Source organism: Corynebacterium sp. HMSC035E02, from assembly GCF_001836065.1.
GTDB lineage: Bacteria > Actinomycetota > Actinomycetes > Mycobacteriales > Mycobacteriaceae > Corynebacterium > Corynebacterium hiratae.
Map to the genome: position 1 here is coordinate 22485 of NZ_KV827373.1, position 14989 is coordinate 37473.

13 protein-coding genes and 1 pseudogene are annotated in these 14989 nt (G+C 63.6%); 9 read left to right on the top strand and 5 right to left on the bottom strand.

From position 1 onward, the window contains the following. Window positions 1-64: 64 nt before the first annotated feature. Both HMPREF2635_RS10790 and HMPREF2635_RS10795 read right to left on the bottom strand, forming a co-directional pair. A complete protein-coding gene (locus HMPREF2635_RS10790) occupies window positions 65-763 on the bottom strand; it encodes a CPBP family intramembrane glutamic endopeptidase (RefSeq protein ID WP_070545114.1) in 699 nt (232 codons plus the stop codon). Next, entirely contained in the window at window positions 760-1905 is a 1146-nt protein-coding gene (locus HMPREF2635_RS10795) for an amidase (RefSeq protein WP_070821738.1), read from the bottom strand. The genes HMPREF2635_RS10790 and HMPREF2635_RS10795 overlap by 4 nt, the downstream gene beginning before the upstream one ends. A 41-nt stretch (window positions 1906-1946) precedes the next feature. Here HMPREF2635_RS10795 and pheA point away from each other — a divergent pair, with 41 nt between their 5' ends. Further along, window positions 1947-2858, top strand: a complete 912-nt coding sequence (gene pheA / locus HMPREF2635_RS10800; protein WP_070821739.1) for a prephenate dehydratase — start codon at window positions 1947-1949, stop codon at window positions 2856-2858. An 11-nt stretch (window positions 2859-2869) separates the two neighbouring features. Beyond that, entirely contained in the window at window positions 2870-3517 is a 648-nt protein-coding gene (locus HMPREF2635_RS10805) for a histidine phosphatase family protein (protein ID WP_070702255.1), read from the top strand. A gap of 35 nt (window positions 3518-3552) precedes the next feature. Here the strand turns inward: HMPREF2635_RS10805 and HMPREF2635_RS10810 are convergent, their stop codons facing one another. The 3 genes from HMPREF2635_RS10810 to HMPREF2635_RS10820 form a co-directional block, all read right to left on the bottom strand. Next, entirely contained in the window at window positions 3553-3900 is a 348-nt protein-coding gene (locus HMPREF2635_RS10810) for a metallopeptidase family protein (protein ID WP_070821740.1), read from the bottom strand. 29 nt (window positions 3901-3929) lie between these two features. Then, window positions 3930-5039: a septum formation family protein gene (locus HMPREF2635_RS10815; RefSeq protein ID WP_046647618.1), complete on the bottom strand. Its 1110-nt coding sequence runs from the start codon at window positions 5037-5039 to the stop codon at window positions 3930-3932. A 73-nt stretch (window positions 5040-5112) separates the two neighbouring features. Beyond that, window positions 5113-5844, bottom strand: coding sequence for a GntR family transcriptional regulator (locus HMPREF2635_RS10820; RefSeq protein ID WP_118779535.1), 732 nt, complete (start codon window positions 5842-5844; stop codon window positions 5113-5115). Window positions 5845-5910: 66 nt separating this feature from the next. Here HMPREF2635_RS10820 and serS point away from each other — a divergent pair, with 66 nt between their 5' ends. The 7 genes and pseudogenes from serS to HMPREF2635_RS10855 form a co-directional block, all read left to right on the top strand. Beyond that, window positions 5911-7173, top strand: a complete 1263-nt coding sequence (gene serS / locus HMPREF2635_RS10825) for a serine--tRNA ligase (protein ID WP_070517750.1) — start codon at window positions 5911-5913, stop codon at window positions 7171-7173. 82 nt (window positions 7174-7255) lie between these two features. After that, entirely contained in the window at window positions 7256-8950 is a 1695-nt protein-coding gene (locus HMPREF2635_RS10830; protein ID WP_070821741.1) for a lysophospholipid acyltransferase family protein, read from the top strand. Window positions 8951-9281: 331 nt separating this feature from the next. After that, window positions 9282-11006: a glycerol-3-phosphate dehydrogenase/oxidase gene (locus tag HMPREF2635_RS10835; RefSeq protein WP_070702247.1), complete on the top strand. Its 1725-nt coding sequence runs from the start codon at window positions 9282-9284 to the stop codon at window positions 11004-11006. Window positions 11007-11080: 74 nt separating this feature from the next. Beyond that, complete coding sequence (locus tag HMPREF2635_RS10840; RefSeq protein ID WP_070821742.1) at window positions 11081-11818, top strand: MIP/aquaporin family protein; 738 nt, start codon at window positions 11081-11083, stop codon at window positions 11816-11818. Window positions 11819-11854: 36 nt separating this feature from the next. Next, entirely contained in the window at window positions 11855-13402 is a 1548-nt protein-coding gene (gene glpK / locus HMPREF2635_RS10845; protein ID WP_070821743.1) for a glycerol kinase GlpK, read from the top strand. 190 nt (window positions 13403-13592) lie between these two features. Next, window positions 13593-14438 (top strand): Cof-type HAD-IIB family hydrolase, encoded by an 846-nt coding sequence (locus HMPREF2635_RS10850; RefSeq protein WP_070821744.1) that lies wholly within the window; start codon window positions 13593-13595, stop codon window positions 14436-14438. A gap of 123 nt (window positions 14439-14561) precedes the next feature. Continuing rightward, window positions 14562-14989 (top strand): annotated as a pseudogene (locus HMPREF2635_RS10855) (HNH endonuclease); the annotation flags it as partial.

Genomic DNA, 14989 nt, shown 5'->3' on the forward strand with positions numbered 1-14989 from the left:
CCGCCCCACTTTTCACACAGGGCGCGGTCGTGGTCTTTGTGATGCTATGAACTCTGGTCCGTGCTTAAGCACCGAAGAGCAATGCGTAGCCCACGAAAGCGATGGCGTCGATCAGAAAATGCGCGATGACCAGAGGCCACACCTTCCCCGTGCGGTGGAAGTACCAGCCATAGAGCACGCCCATGATGATATTGCCGAAGCCTGCGGAAACACCCTGGTAGAGGTGATAGGAGCCGCGCAGGATGGAGGAAGCAGCCAGCGTTGCGGGCAGGGCCCACCCAGACTGCTTGAGCCTGGTCATGAACCAGTACACCACCACCAGCTCCTCCGCCCACGCGTTGGCGAAGGACTTGATGAGCAGCACCGGGATCTCAATCCACGTATCGAACGCTCCCGGCACCACCTCCTTGGTCCACCCGAAGTGCAGCGCCACGTAATACAGCACCAACCCCGGCAGACCAATGACTGCCGCTAGCGCTGCGCCGTGGACACCATCCCGCCACCGCGGGCGGGGCGGGAAGGAGATCAGGTAGAGCGCAAGTGCTCCCCACGCGAAGAGCACCGCGGCGCTGCAGAGCTGGAAAGCAAGGTCGAGCAGCGTCGTCGCCGACTGCGAGGCGTTGATGGTGACCGACTGCTCGTTGAGCGGGGCGGGGTTGAGCAGGGAATCGGTCAGCCGCAGCGCGGCGCGCACGCCCGAGACACCAAAAGTGATGGTCAGGACGATGAGGATTTCCGCGCGCAGGCGTGAGCGCGCGGTCATGGGTGAAGCACCTGGGCGAGGCCGAGAAGGGAGGACTCGTCAAGCGTGATTGAACCCAACTGCACGCCCACGGGCGGGTGATCGCGCACCGGCCACGGCACGGAGATGGCAGGCAGCTGCGCCACGTTGAACAACGAACCCCACGGTGACCACCGCGTTTGCTCATCAAAGTTGGCCTGGTGCTCCAGCGCCAGGAAGTGCCCACGCCGGGGCGGATCGAAGGCCAGCATGGGGCTCAAGATGGCATCGACTTCCCACTCTTGTGCCAGCAGCTCCGGCAGCTGCGCGGCGTGCGCGCGGGCTGAGGCGAATTCGGAATCCGTGACGCGCCGGCCCTTCGCACGGATCCACTCCGCGTAACCCTCCGCGAAGTCAAGGCCGGCCAGCCGGCGGCTAAAGATGTGTTGAAAGGCCTCAAAGGTAGTCGCGGCCTGGGGGTAAGGGGAAATGGCCACGGTTTCAAAACCCGCGCCTTCAAAGGTGGCGGTGGCCTCTGCGACCGCGCGCAGCATGTGCGGGGCCACCTCAGTGTTAGCGAAGAGGGGCTCCGTCAGCACTCCGATGCGGGCGCGCCGGGCGCGCGGACGAAGGCCGTGCAGCGTCGCGGTATCGGCGATGCTGCGCGTGATGAGCCCCTGCACCGAGAGGTCCTCACCACCCGGCTTGAACCCGACGACGCCGCAGGCGGCAGCCGGCACGCGGATGGAGCCTCCGCCGTCGGAGGCATGCGCGGCGCGCAGCAGACCCCGCGCCACCTGGACCGCCGCTCCGCCGGAGGAACCGCCCGGGGTATGGCCCGGGTAGAGCGGGTTATCCGGGTGGGGCAGGCCTACGGGTTCGGTGTCCACGCGCAGGCCCAGCTCGGGCGCGGCGGACTTGCCGACGATGAGCGCGCCGGCGTCGATAAGCTCCTGCACGAAAGGATCGGTCTCCTCCGCCACGTAGGTGCGCTCGGCATGGCCGAGCGTGGTGGGCATGCCGGCGACGTCATTGAGGTCCTTGACCGAGAGAATCCAGCCGCTCAAGCGCCCGTGCGTGTGCGGCCGGCGCTCGAGGTCGAGGTACGTGAAGCCGTGCTCCGCGGGGCCCAGACCAGATAGATCCTCGCGCAGCTTGTCCAGAGTGAACTCGGTGCTGTCCATGGCGGCTCAGTTTAGTAGTTACGTGAGATAAAGTTGCTGTCATGAGCACCACCATCGCATTCCTCGGGCCCGCCGGAACTTTCACGGAAGCGGCGATGCAGCACTTCGCCGCAGACTTTGCTTCTCCCGAGGGGCTGCCGGTGAACTCGCCGGCCGAGGCGTTGGCGGCGGTGCGCTCTGGTGCGGCGGACTATGCCTGCGTGGCCATTGAAAATTCCGTGGACGGTCCGGTGACTGCCACCTTTGACGCGCTTGCCGACGGCTCCCGGGTCCAGATCTACCGCGAAGTAGACCTGCCGGTGTCCTTCTCCATTCTGGTGCGCCCCGGCACTTCCGCGGAGACTCTTCGCACCTTCTCCACGCATCCTGTGGCCTACCAGCAGGTGCGCGGTTGGTTGGAGCAGAACCTGCCGGGCGTGGACTATGTTCCGGCGGCGTCGAATGGCGCGGCGGCGCAGGCCGTGGCGCGCGGGGAGGTCGATGCCGCGGCTGCCCCGGCACGGGCAGCGGAGGTCTTCGGGCTGGAGTCTCTTGCGGAGAACGTGGCGGATGTCGCGGGGGCCACGACGCGGTTCGTCCTCGTGGGGCCGGCCGGAAAGCCGACCAAGCGGACCGGAAATGACAGGACGTCGGTCATCTTCACCTTGCCCAACGAGCCCGGCTCCCTCGTCGGCGCCCTCCAAGAATTCGCGCACCGCGGGGTGGACCTCTCCCGCATCGAATCGCGTCCGCTGCGCACCGTCTTCGGTAACTACCGTTTCCATGCCGACCTCATCGGACACATCGAGGACCAGCCGGTCGCGGAGGCGCTGCGGGCGCTGTGGTTGCGCGCGGAGGATGTCGTTTTCGTGGGTTCCTGGCCTTCCGTGGTGGCGCTAGGGGAGGCCCCACGGGATTTGGCGCGGTTGAAAGAGGCCGATGAATGGGTAGCGCAGGCGCGCACCGGCCAATAGTGTGGTGAAGCATGACCGGAAGAATCATCCTGCTGCGCCACGGCCAGACCTTTTCCAATATTGACCGCATCATGGACACCCGCCCGCCGGGCGCCGAGCTCACCGAGCGCGGCCGCGGCCAGGCGGAAGATGTTGGCCGCGAGTTGGCTGAGCTGTGCGCGGGGCGCCGCGTGCGCTTTGTGTGTTCTATTGCCCTGCGTGCCCAACAGACCGCGATGCTGGCCGCCCGTACATATGGCGAGGCCGCCGATGAGCGCGGTGTTCCGGTGGAGGTTCGCGTGGGCCTGCACGAGGTCTTTGCCGGTGAGCATGAAATGAGTGGCAGCGAGGATACCCACCGCGAATACATGGTGGCGCTGCGCGGCTGGCTCGACGGCGATGAAGCTGCCCGGATGCCTGGCGGTGAGAGCTACGTGGATGTGCTCGAGCGCTACCAACCGGTGTTGGAGGATCTTGCTGCGGAGCTGGAGGATGATGAGGATATCGTCGTCGTCAGCCACGGTGCTGCCATCCGCGTGGTGACCACGCATGCCTGCGGCGTGGACCCCGACTTTGCCTATACCGGCTACATGCCGAACTGCCGTTTTACCCTCATGGAGCCGCAGGGTCAGCCTTTTGGCCAGTGGACGCTGGAGCGCTGGGCGGATACCGAGGTCTAGTTTCGCGCGGCCACGGTAGGCACCCGGCGGGGCGCCTACCCCCAGCCGAGCTCGTGGAGGCGGTCCTCCTCGAAACCGAAAAAGTGCCCGACCTCGTGGAAGACAGTCACCATGACCTCGTGGGCGAGCTCCTCCTCGGAGTTGCTAATGGCCTGCAAAGGTTGCCGGTAAATGGAGATGGTATCCGGCAGGTAGCCAGTGTGCGAGGCGGTGCGGTGCGTGAGCATCACGCCTTCGTAGAGGCCCAGCAGGTTAGGGTTGTCTGGGTTTTCTTCCTCCACCAAGATGACCAGGTTGCGCATCTGGTCGACGAATCGATCGGGAATCTTATCCAGGGCCTCACCGACTAGCTCTTCGAAGCGTTCCTCGCTGACCTCGTACATGTGCTTACTCCCTGTGGGATAGTCGGGGTTTATTGGGCCGGCGCCGGTGCAGTAGTGGCGGCGGGAACGGCACTGTCGCCAGCCGGCTGGGAGTTCTCGCCGCCCGGCTGGGCGTTCTGATCACGCAGCGGGTTGCGCTTCGGCTGCTCGGTGGGCGGGGCGCCGTTGATGTTCAGGGAATCTCGTCCCTCCGCAGCGGAGCCCGTAATGGTGGAAAACAGGCCTTCGTTGACGTGGATGAGGGAGCAGTTCACCGAACGGGAGCCGGCTTCCCAGGACTCGCGGTTCATCGCGCCCCAGAAGGGCTGCAGTGTGGATTGGTAGAGGTTTTCCTCGCCGCCCAGGTAGTCCATGGCGTCCTGAGTACACGTTTCGGAGAGGAACTTATCCATGTCCTCGTCGTTGGGGTAACCATCGGGGAATTTCTCGGCCAGGTTAATGACGGATACGGTCTCCATCTGGTGCGGCTCGCTACACGGCACGGTGCTGAGCACCTGGTTCTCATCCACCTTGCGGCATTCGCCGGGCTTGGCGACGACCGCCTGGTCCACCTCACTGACCTTACCGGTGGATTCCTGGGGTACGCCGTTGGCGTCGGTGGTCTGCAGGCCGCACAGCAAGGTGCGGTCGCCCTGCTCCCAGGAGGCGGCCGGCGGCAGGATGGAGGCGATGTCGTAGCGGCCGTTGGGATCCCACTTGCCGTTGAGGTAGCTCACCGTGGGGGCTTCGCACAGCTCGTCGCGCAGGGCGTTTTGCCGTGTGATGTCGGGGCGCTTGGCATTGGGTCCGAACTCGCTGGTGGGGTAGGTGCTGAGGTCCTCGCGGGAGGAGACCTCGAAGCGGTGCGGCTTATCGCAGCTGGTCTGCTCGAAGCCGGTGGCAGTGCCGTCTGGGGCGATGTCCCACGTCACGCACGAACCAGCGGAGGCGGTAGTAAAGGATGCGATCTCTCCTTCGGAGGGATCGGCGGCCTGACTGCCGTCGGCGCTGGGGGCAGCGGAGCCTTGTGCGGCCGAATCGGTGCCGGTTGGCTCGCCGCTGAAGAGGCCGTAGGACGCCATGAAGGCGGCCGCGGCCACGGCTGCAACGAGGACGACGCGGATGGCGGAGGCGGAGCGCCACGCAGATGAAGTGCTCATAGAACTCTTCATACTACTCCCTTGGCGGCCCTGGCTTCTAGCCCGCCCGGCGCCGTGCGGGAGCACGGCGCCGCTAGATACGTGCGCGGGAGACGTGCGTTGTGAGCCGGTAGCGGTCTGTGCGGTAGACCGAGGAGCACCACTCCACGGGGCGATCGCCGGAGCGGGCGAGGCGGGTGATGTGGAGGAGAGGGGTGTTCGGGGGGACGTCGAGAAGCTCAGCGATGTCCTCCTCTGCTGCGACGGCCGTGACCGTCTGCTCGGCCCCGGTGATGGGGACCTCGAAGGTGCTATCCAAAATCGCGTAGACGGAATTGTAGATGTCATTCTCCAGCAATGACGGAGCAAAGGTGGAGTTATACCAGCCATCGTCGATGGAATAGGGCTCGCCATCGCCCAAGCGCAGGCGCCGCAGGTGGGTATGGGCCACGGTGGTTTCCGTGCCGAAAAACTCGCAGACTTCGCTGGGGGCGGCGCTGCGTTCACCCAGCAGGATGCGCGAGGAGGCTTGTACTTTCTGATAGCCCATCTCATCGGAGAAGGACGCCAGATGGAGCCGGGAGACCAGTGGGTTCGGAGCCACGAAGGTACCTTTACCGCGCACGCGGCGCAGGCGGCCCTCCGCCACCAAGTCACCAATGGCGCGGCGCACGGTGATGCGGGAGACGCCGTAGGTTTCCTCGAGAATGCGCTCGCCCGGGAGGATGTCACCAGGTTTGAGGGTGGTGCGGCAGAGCTCGGAGAGAATATCCCGCAGCTGAGCGTGCTTGGGCACGGGGCCGTCGGTAATAATGTGAGCTGCCATGTTTTCCATGATAGCCAGCTGGTTATGACCAGCGCAAAGGTGTGGCCGTGCGCTAGACTATCCGGCGTGATTGATCTCAAATTTCTTCGCGAAAATCCCGATGTCGTCCGCGCCTCCCAGGTAAACCGTGGGGAGGATCCCTCTTTGGTGGACCAGCTGCTCGCTGCTGATGAACAGCGCCGCGCGGCCATTGTGAAGGCTGACCAGCTGCGCTCGGAGCAGAAGGCCTTTGGCAAGAAGATTGGCCAGGCCTCCCCGGAGGAGCGCCCGGCGCTGCTGGAGGGCTCCAATGAGCTGAAGGAAAAAGTCAAGGCGGCCGGCGAGGAAGCGGCCGCGGCCGAAGCCAAGGTAACGGAGCTGCAGTACCAGCTCTCCAACGTGGTGGAGGGTGCCCCGGCTGGTGGCGAGGATGATTTCGTCGTGCTCGAGGAGGTCGGTGAGAAGCCGCAGTTCGACTTTGAACCGAAGGATCACCTGGAATTGGGTGAGACGCTGGGGCTTATCGACGTCAAGCGGGGCGCCAAGGTCGGCGGCGCACGTTTCTACTACCTCACCGGCGACGGCGCCTTCCTGCAGCTGGGCATGCTTATGCTGGCTGCGCAGAAAGCCCGTGAGGCCGGCTTTAGCCTCATGATCCCGCCGGTGCTCGTGCGCCCGGACGTTATGCAGGGAACCGGTTTCTTGGGCCAGCATGCGGATGAGGTCTACTACCTGCCGGCGGATGATCTTTATCTGGTTGGTACCTCTGAGGTGGCTCTGGCTGGCTACCACAAGGAAGAGATCATCGACCTGTCCAAGGGCCCGCTGCAATATGCAGGCTGGTCCTCCTGCTTCCGCCGCGAGGCGGGTTCGCACGGCAAGGACACCCGCGGCATTCTGCGCGTGCACCAGTTCGACAAGCTGGAGATGTTTGTCTACTGCAAGCCGGAAGACGCCGAGGAGATGCACCAGAAGCTGCTGAACATGGAAAAGGACATGCTCGCGGCGATGGAGCTGCCCTACCGCACCATCGACATCGCGGGCGGAGACCTCGGTTCTTCTGCAGCCCGCAAGTTCGATAACGAGGCGTGGGTGCCCACCCAGGGCACGTACCGCGAGCTCACTTCGACCTCGAACTGCACCACCTTCCAGGCGCGCCGCCTCTCCACGCGCTACCGCGACGAGAACGGCAAGACCCAGTACGCCGCCACGCTCAACGGCACCCTGGCTACCACCCGCTGGCTCGTGGCCATCCTGGAGAACCACCAGCAGGCAGATGGGTCCGTCGTGGTTCCGGAGGCATTGCGCCCATTCGTGGGTAAGGACGTTCTTTACCCCGTAAACTCCTAGAAGAATGACAGGAGGCGCCGCAGGCGCCCCCTCCGATCACCGGTTGTGCCCTCTTAAGGCCCTAAATCCTCCCTGGAGCATCATGAGCGTTGTGACTAATTTCCTCTACCGGCAGATTACGCACATTGGCCGCGGGGTGACCTTGGCCCAGGGGCTGAAGATGCGCCTGTCCGGCGAGGAGAATATCCCGGATAAGGGCGGGGCCGTCATCGTGTGCAATCACACCGGCTACATGGATTTCCTTTTCGGGGCCTTCTTGGCTTATCGCAAGCGGCGTTTGGTGCGCTACTTGGCTAAAGCCTCCATCTTCCAGACGCCGGTGGCCGGTCAGCTTTTTCAGGTGATGGGGCATGTTCCGGTGGATCGCATCGATGGCGGGGCGTCGATTGTCAAAGGCATCGAGCTGGCCAAGAATGGCGAGCTCGTGGGGGTCTTCGCTGAGGGCACGATTTCCCGCAGCTTCGAGATTCGCAGCATGCGCAACGGTGCGGCGCGTATCGCCCACGGCGCGGGTGTGCCGATCATCCCGCAGGTCATCTTCGGCTCCCAGCGTATTTGGACGAAGGGCCAGAAGAAGCACTTAGGCCGCACCAAGACCCCAGTGCTGATCACGGCTCTTGAGCCCTACTACACCACGGGCGATTTCGATGCGGATATCACGGAGGTGCGCCGCCGGATGCAGGCAGCCCTGGAGGGGCTGTGGGCTCAGTACGAGGAGGAATTCGGCCCGATGCCGGCCGGCGAATACTGGGTACCGGCCCGTAGGGGTGGGGGTGCGCCGACGCTGGAGGAGGCCGAGGCCCAGGACTCCGAGGTGGAGACTGAGCGCTACCGTGTGCGCCGGCTGCGCGATGATCTGACCAATCTCAAGGAGCACGTGTCCGAGGCCACCGTGGAGCTCATGCGCGACCGGATGGCGTTGATGAAGCCGGGTAGTAACGAGGAAACCGGTACCGCAGAAGCTGGAGCCGACGCCGCCGAGAAGGACCGCCCGCGTACCGCGCCGGAAACCCTTGAGTGGATCAAGGAAAACCTCAACTCGGTGGTGGAAGAGGCCATGCGCGGTGTCGAGGAGGGCCGCGACAAGGTCACGGGGGTGATGGCGCAACTGAAGTCTGATGTCATGGAGGCCCAAGCTTCCATGGCTGCGAGCAGCAAGGAAATCTTCGCTGGCTCCGTGGTGGAACAGGGGTTGCTCTCCGCGGCGACGCAATCGCGGCTCATTGTCTCCCGCCTACCGCACCGGGTGAAGGCGCAGTATTCCGAAGCGCCGCGCGTGGTCGTGGCGGATCAGAGCGCGCTGAGCATGGAAAACGGGGAAATCTCGACGCGGCTCCAAGAAGCGCTGACGCAGCTCCACCCGCAGGTTGAGGAGTTGGTTGTGCTCTCGCCGCAGGGCGAGGTGCTGGACGCTGCCGCCTTTGGCGATCTTCCCCAAGAGTGCTGGCGTATCGCCTGCTCTGACGGGGCAGAAGGGGTGCAGTTCAACGATGCCCCCGGGGGAGTGGTGGCGACGGCCTCTTCCCCCGCGGAGGGGCTGGCGGCCGTGGTGAAGAAGATTGGGGCCGAGCCGAAGGATCTCTTGTTCTTTGCCAATGAGCCGGGGGATGAAACCTTTGCGGAGGGCGGGGACGGCGTCGCCGTGCGCATGGTGGCGCTTGAGACTGCACCCATTGAGGTGATTAAGGCTGCGCAGGCGGTGACGTATTCCACCGAGCGCTACGGAATGGCCGAGGTGCTGGAGGCCATGGCGCGCTTGCAGCAAGAGAAGAAATAAGTCTTGACACCCTGGACTTAAGAAGCGTTCGCAACGCCCGTTAACACCCCCGGAAGGGGGTGTTATTTTATTTTGTCATCCTATGAAACGGCTTAGAAACTCCAGCTTACGGCGGCGGAACTTACGTGTGAGTAGCGTCTCCAGAGAGAAAAATTGGTGATCTATAGCATTGGCCGTGGGAGAAAACTTCTTCTTCATCCGCCCTTCGGGCAGTTGGCCGAGGCATCGGTGCACAGGGCGCGCGTGGTGGATGAGCACAACATGCTGCGCACACCGTCAACTGGACAGGACTTTCTGACGCCGTGCAGCGAGAGAGGAGACTCGGTCAACAATGACCACGACGAGTATTAACAGCTTCAACCCTGAGTATTTTGAAAAGACCTGGAATGACTACTCCACCGAGGACTATGACGTCGTCATCATCGGCGGAGGTTCTGTAGGCGCCGGTGCTGCACTGGATGCGGCCACCCGTGGCTTGAAGACGGCTGTGCTGGAATCCCAAGACTTTGCGGCGGGTACGTCTTCGCGTTCCTCCAAGATGTTCCACGGTGGCCTGCGCTACCTGGCCATGTTCGACTTCCGCCTCGTGGCGGAGTCCCTGAAGGAGCGCGAGCTCAACATGTCGACCCTAGCGCCGCACCTGGTCAAGCCGCTGAAGTTCATCTTCCCGCTGACCCACCGCGGCTGGGAGCGCGTCATGATGTTCGGTGGCTTTACCCTCTATGACCTGATGGGCGGAGCCAAGAGCGTCCCGATGCAGAAGCACCTCACCCGCAAGGGCGTGCTGAAGGTGACCCCGGGCCTCAAGGAGGACGCCGTCGTCGGTGGCGTGCGCTACTATGACACGCTTGTCGACGACGCCCGCCACACCATGACCGTCCTGCGCACCGCCGCCGAATATGGCGCTAGCGTGCGCACCGGCACTGAGGTGATTGGCTTTGAGAAGGACGGCCGCGGCCGCATCACTGCCGCGAAGGTCCGGGACCTGGAAACCGGCCGCGAGACCACCGTGAAGGGCAAGGCCTTCATTAACGCGACCGGTGTGTGGAACGACAAGATTCAGGAGATGGCGGGCGCTGAGGGCAAGTTCACCGTCCACGCTTCCAAGGGCGTTCACATCGTGGTCCCGAAGGATGCCCTCGATGCCGATGCCGCGCTGTGCTTCGTCACCGAAAAGTCCGTGCTTTTCGTCATCCCGTGGGGTGAGTACTGGATCATCGGTACCACCGATACTGATTGGGAGAAGGGCCTGTCCCTGCCGGATCCGGCGCCGACCAAGGCGGATATCGACTACATCCTGGACGAGGTCAACCAGCGCGTGCGCGACAAGATCACCCGCGATGACATCGTCGGTGTGTACTCCGGTCTGCGCCCGTTGCTGTCCGGCAAGTCCGATTCCACCACTAACCTGTCGCGCAACCACGCCGTTGCCCGCGTGGCGCCGGGCATGGTCTCCGTCGCGGGTGGCAAGTACACGACCTACCGCGTCATCGGCAAGGACGCGGTGGATCTGGCCGCGAAGGAGCTGGGGACCAAGGTGGCTGAGTCCGTGACCGAGCGCACCCCGATTCTGGGTGCGGACGGCTACCACGCACTGGCTAACCAGGTTCCGGCACTGGCCCGCCGCTACAACCTCAGCGAGGACCGCATCGAGCACCTGCTCGGCCGCTACGGCTCGCTGATCGGTGAGGTGCTGGCTCCGGCTGCTGACGACGCCACGCTGCTCGAACCGGTTCCGGGTGCTGAGAGCTACATCTGGGCAGAGGTGCGCTACGCCGTGACCCACGAGGGCGCCCTGCACATCGACGACATCGTCTCCCGCCGCCTGCGCGTGGCCATCGAGTTCGCCGACCGCGGCGTTGCTGCTGCACAGCCGATCGCTGAGTTCGTTGCCCCGCTGCTGGGCTGGGATCAGACCGATATCGAGCGCGAAGTCTCCCACTTCACCAAGCACACCGAGGCAGAGCTCGCCGCTGAGGCAGCGCTGACCGACCGTGAGGCAAACGACATCCTCGAGCGCGCAGGCAGCGCACGAGCCACCAAGGAAGAAGCCTAAAAGTCACGGGGCCTAGCGAGCGGTGGATATCCCTCGCTGGGCCCTTGGCCTAGGCAGATAAGAAAGGACATCTTATGACCGGAATGGATGCATTCCTGTGGGAGTTCATCGGCACTGCGCTGCTGCTCCTGCTCGGCAACGGCGTGTGCGCCGTTGTGAACCTCCGAACTTCTGGCGCGCGCGGTTCGGACTGGATCGTCATCGCTATGGGCTGGGGCCTCGCGGTCTTCATCGGCGCTAGTGTCGCCGACCCCTCCGGCGGCCACCTCAACCCGGCGGTCACCATCATGCTGGCGGTGAACGGTTCCCTTGAATGGGGCCTCGTTCCCTACTACCTGCTGGGGCAAATTCTCGGCGCCATGCTTGGTGCATTCCTTGCCTGGGCTACGTTTAAGCAGCTTTTCGACGCCAACAACCTCGATGAAGCCGGCAACGTCACCGGCGCCAACAAGAACACTGGGGGGATTTTCTTTACCGCCCCGGCGCACCCGAACAACGGCTGGAACGCAGTCACCGAGTTCATCGCTACCTGCGTACTGCTCATGTTCATCGCCTTTGGCCCGGCCGGCGGCGAGTTGGGTCCGCTGAAGTACTTCGCTGTTGCCTTCGTCGTCGTGTCTGTGGGCCTGTCCCTCGGCACCGCTACCGGCTACGCGATCAACCCGGTCCGTGACCTCGGACCCCGCATCATGTACGCCTTCGTCCTCCCCATCAAGGACAAGGGCAGCGCCAACTGGGGTTATGCCTGGGTTCCGGTGGTTGCACCGACCTTGGCGGCCGTCGCTGTCGGCCTGCTGTCCATGGCTCTCTAAAAATCAGACCTTCACTACTCAGAAACGGAGAACACAATGTCTACCAAGCGCTACGTTGCAGCGATTGACCAAGGAACTACGTCCACCCGCTGCATCATTTTCAACCACGACGGCGAGCAGGTGTCCGTCGGCCAGCTCGAGCACGAGCAGATTTTCCCGGAGAAGGGCTGGGTCGAGCATGACCCGGAGGAAATCTGGAGCAACACCCGCCGCGCTGTGGGTGAAGCTTTGGCCAACGGCGACATCAATGTCGAAGATATCGCAGCACTTGGCATTACCAATCAGCGTGAGACCACCGTCGTGTGGGACAAGAACACGGGTAAGCCGGTATACAACGCCATCGTGTGGCAGGACACCCGCACCACCGAGATTTGTAAGGAACTCGCTGGTGATGAAGGTGCGGACAAGTGGCGTCGCCGCACCGGCCTCATCATCAACTCCTACCCAGCCGGCCCGAAGGTGAAGTGGATCCTCGATAACGTCGAGGGCGCCCGCGAGCGCGCGGAGAAGGGCGAGCTGCTCTTCGGCACCATCGATACCTGGCTCCTGTGGAACCTCACCGGTGGCGCCGACGGCGACAACGGCCAGGAAGCCCTGCACGCCACCGATGTCACCAACGCTTCCCGTACCCTCCTCATGGACATCGAGAAGCTCGAGTGGGATGAGGAACTGTGCAAGGAGATGGGGATTCCCACCTCCATGCTGCCGGAGATCCGCCCGTCCCTGGGCGACTTCCGCACCGTCCGCGAGCGCGGCTCGCTGTCCGGTGTGCCGATTCGCGCCATCCTGGGCGACCAGCAGGCCGCCATGTTTGGCCAGGGCTGCTTCCGCCCGGGTTCTGCTAAGAACACCTACGGGACCGGTCTGTTCCTCCTGCTCAACACCGGTACCACCCCGAAGTTCTCCGAGAACGGTCTGTTGACTACCGTGTGCTTCCAGCGCGAGGGCGAGCGCCCGGTGTACGCGCTCGAGGGTTCCGTCTCCATGGGTGGTTCCCTGGTGCAGTGGCTGCGCGATAACCTGCAGCTCATCCCGAACTCCGCGTCCATTGAGAACCTGGCTCGCGAGGTCAAGGACAACGGCGGCGTCTACATCGTGCCGGCTTTCTCCGGACTTTTCGCTCCGTACTGGCGCCCGGATGCCCGCGGTGTCATCGTTGGTCTGACCCGCTACGCCAACCGCAAGCACCTGGCCCGCGCCGTGCTCGAGTCCACCGCGTACCAGACTCGCGACGTCGCCGATGCCATGGTGGCGGACTCCGGCGTGGAGATCACCGAGCTGCGCGTCGACGGCGGCATGACCATGAATGAGCTGCTTATGCAGTTCCAGGCAGACATGCTTGGCGTCGAGGTCCACCGCCCGAAGAACGTGGAGACCACCGCTACCGGTGCGGCCTTCGCTGCCGGCTTGGACTCCGGCTTCTGGGATGACCTCAGCGTACTGGGCTCCCAGCAGGGCGACTTCAAGGTCTGGAAGCCGCAGCGCGAGAAGTACGAAGTCGAGGCTCTGTACCGCGACTGGAAGCGCGCCATCAAGCGTTCCCTGAACTGGGAAGACGTGGATGATGACGACGTTATCGCTTAAGGGCTAAGTAGCAGTCTTTGCAGGCAAGCGCGGCTGTCACGAGCATTCTCGTGGCGGCCGCCTTCGTCGTTGTGCGCGTGGCAGGCTGCGGCACGGTGGTGGGGAGCCAACGCTGCAGTGGACGTTGTTGTGGCTACCAGCGGTTGCGGGTGCGCTCTTGTGTGCATCGCTCTGACGTAGACTCAGGGCTATGGCCAGTGACGTATTTTCGGACCGCGCTCCGCGCCTCATCATCAGTGATATTGATGGCACCTTGTTGGACCGGAACCACCGAGTTCCCAGGCGAAACCGCGAGGCAGTGGCCCGAGCAGTTGCCGCGGGCAGCGAGTTTGCGCTGGCGACCGGCCGGCCCTTCCGCTGGATCATGCCCGTACTGGAGCAGCTGACCGTGCGCCCGGTGTGCGTGACATCAAATGGTGCGGTGATTTATGACTCGGCAGAAGACCGCGTGCTCTCCGCCCACGAGCTCTCGCCTGAAGCCCTCGCGGAAATCGTGGAGGTGGCCACGAAGGTGCTCGAGCCCCATGGCGGTGTTGGCTTCGGCGCGGAGCGCACGGGGGGCTCGGTCTTGGATCCGGTGGAGGAACTCTTCGTGGTGGAATCGCATTATTCGGAGAACGCGCTTTTTGAAGGCTTCGGCCTCGTGAGCGTCGGCGAATTGGTGTCCCGACCGGCGGTGAAGCTGCTGATCCGCAACACCGCGTTCTCCGCACCGGAACTCTACGAGCTTATTGCTCCGCACATCGATTCCGAGCTTGCCCACGTGACCTACTCAATGTCCGAGGGAATCCTCGAGGTGGCGGCCCCCAACGTGACGAAGCGGCGCGGAATTAGGTGGCTGGCCGAGCATCACGGTATCGCCCGCGAAGACATCATCGCCTTTGGCGATATGCCCAACGATATCGAGATGCTCGAGTGGGCAGGTTGCGGGGTTGCCATGGAGAACGCTCACCCAGAGGTCATGGAGGCGGCAGATGCGGTGACGGTAGCGCATCACCAGGCAGGTGTGGCAAAGGTGCTTGAGCGCTGGTTCTAACGCTGCTGTACCCCGCCGTGCTGTAGCCGTGAAGCCCAGCGCTACCTGCCCTTTTTCTAGCAGATTCTGAGAGTTTTCTGCCTCCGGTTGCGGGGTGTGTGGTGGTGTTTTAGTCTCGTGGGCATGGGGGATTTGGAGACTTATTTCTCCTATCGCAGTTCGGGGTTGGATCTTGTGGGGCTTGCGGTAGGCAGTGTGGATGATTTACGCGCGCGTGGTGCTTCTGTGGCTGATGCTGCGGAGTTGGCTGGGCTGCATGCGGTGTATTTCGGGCCGACGCGTTTTACGGGCAAGCAGCGCCAGGCGCGTGCGGCTGCAGTTGCTCAACGGCATGATGTGGCGACGTTGAGCTTGATTGAGTCGTATACCGGCAGGGTGAAAAAGGAGTTGGATGCGTGGAATCTGCGCGTTCGGCTTGCGGCGACTCCGGCACACCGTATCCCGAAAGTGGCGAAGGAACGGTTGAAGCAGTTGCGGCCGCGGCGGGTGCCTGAACCTGGGGTGCGGTTGACGTATCGAAAGTCGGGTCCGCATTCGTTGACGATTACTGA

Coding starts and splice junctions, on each gene's coding strand:
- HMPREF2635_RS10805 (WP_070702255.1), top strand. CDS start 2,870: ATGACCGGAAGAATCATCCTGCTGCGCCACGGCCAGACCTTTTCCAAT.
- HMPREF2635_RS10850 (WP_070821744.1), top strand. CDS start 13,593: ATGGCCAGTGACGTATTTTCGGACCGCGCTCCGCGCCTCATCATCAGT.
- HMPREF2635_RS10830 (WP_070821741.1), top strand. CDS start 7,256: ATGAGCGTTGTGACTAATTTCCTCTACCGGCAGATTACGCACATTGGC.
- HMPREF2635_RS10790 (WP_070545114.1), bottom strand. CDS start 763: ATGACCGCGCGCTCACGCCTGCGCGCGGAAATCCTCATCGTCCTGACC.
- HMPREF2635_RS10840 (WP_070821742.1), top strand. CDS start 11,081: ATGACCGGAATGGATGCATTCCTGTGGGAGTTCATCGGCACTGCGCTG.
- HMPREF2635_RS10815 (WP_046647618.1), bottom strand. CDS start 5,039: ATGAGCACTTCATCTGCGTGGCGCTCCGCCTCCGCCATCCGCGTCGTC.
- glpK (WP_070821743.1), top strand. CDS start 11,855: ATGTCTACCAAGCGCTACGTTGCAGCGATTGACCAAGGAACTACGTCC.
- HMPREF2635_RS10810 (WP_070821740.1), bottom strand. CDS start 3,900: ATGTACGAGGTCAGCGAGGAACGCTTCGAAGAGCTAGTCGGTGAGGCC.
- HMPREF2635_RS10835 (WP_070702247.1), top strand. CDS start 9,282: ATGACCACGACGAGTATTAACAGCTTCAACCCTGAGTATTTTGAAAAG.
- HMPREF2635_RS10820 (WP_118779535.1), bottom strand. CDS start 5,844: ATGGCAGCTCACATTATTACCGACGGCCCCGTGCCCAAGCACGCTCAG.
- pheA (WP_070821739.1), top strand. CDS start 1,947: ATGAGCACCACCATCGCATTCCTCGGGCCCGCCGGAACTTTCACGGAA.
- HMPREF2635_RS10795 (WP_070821738.1), bottom strand. CDS start 1,905: ATGGACAGCACCGAGTTCACTCTGGACAAGCTGCGCGAGGATCTATCT.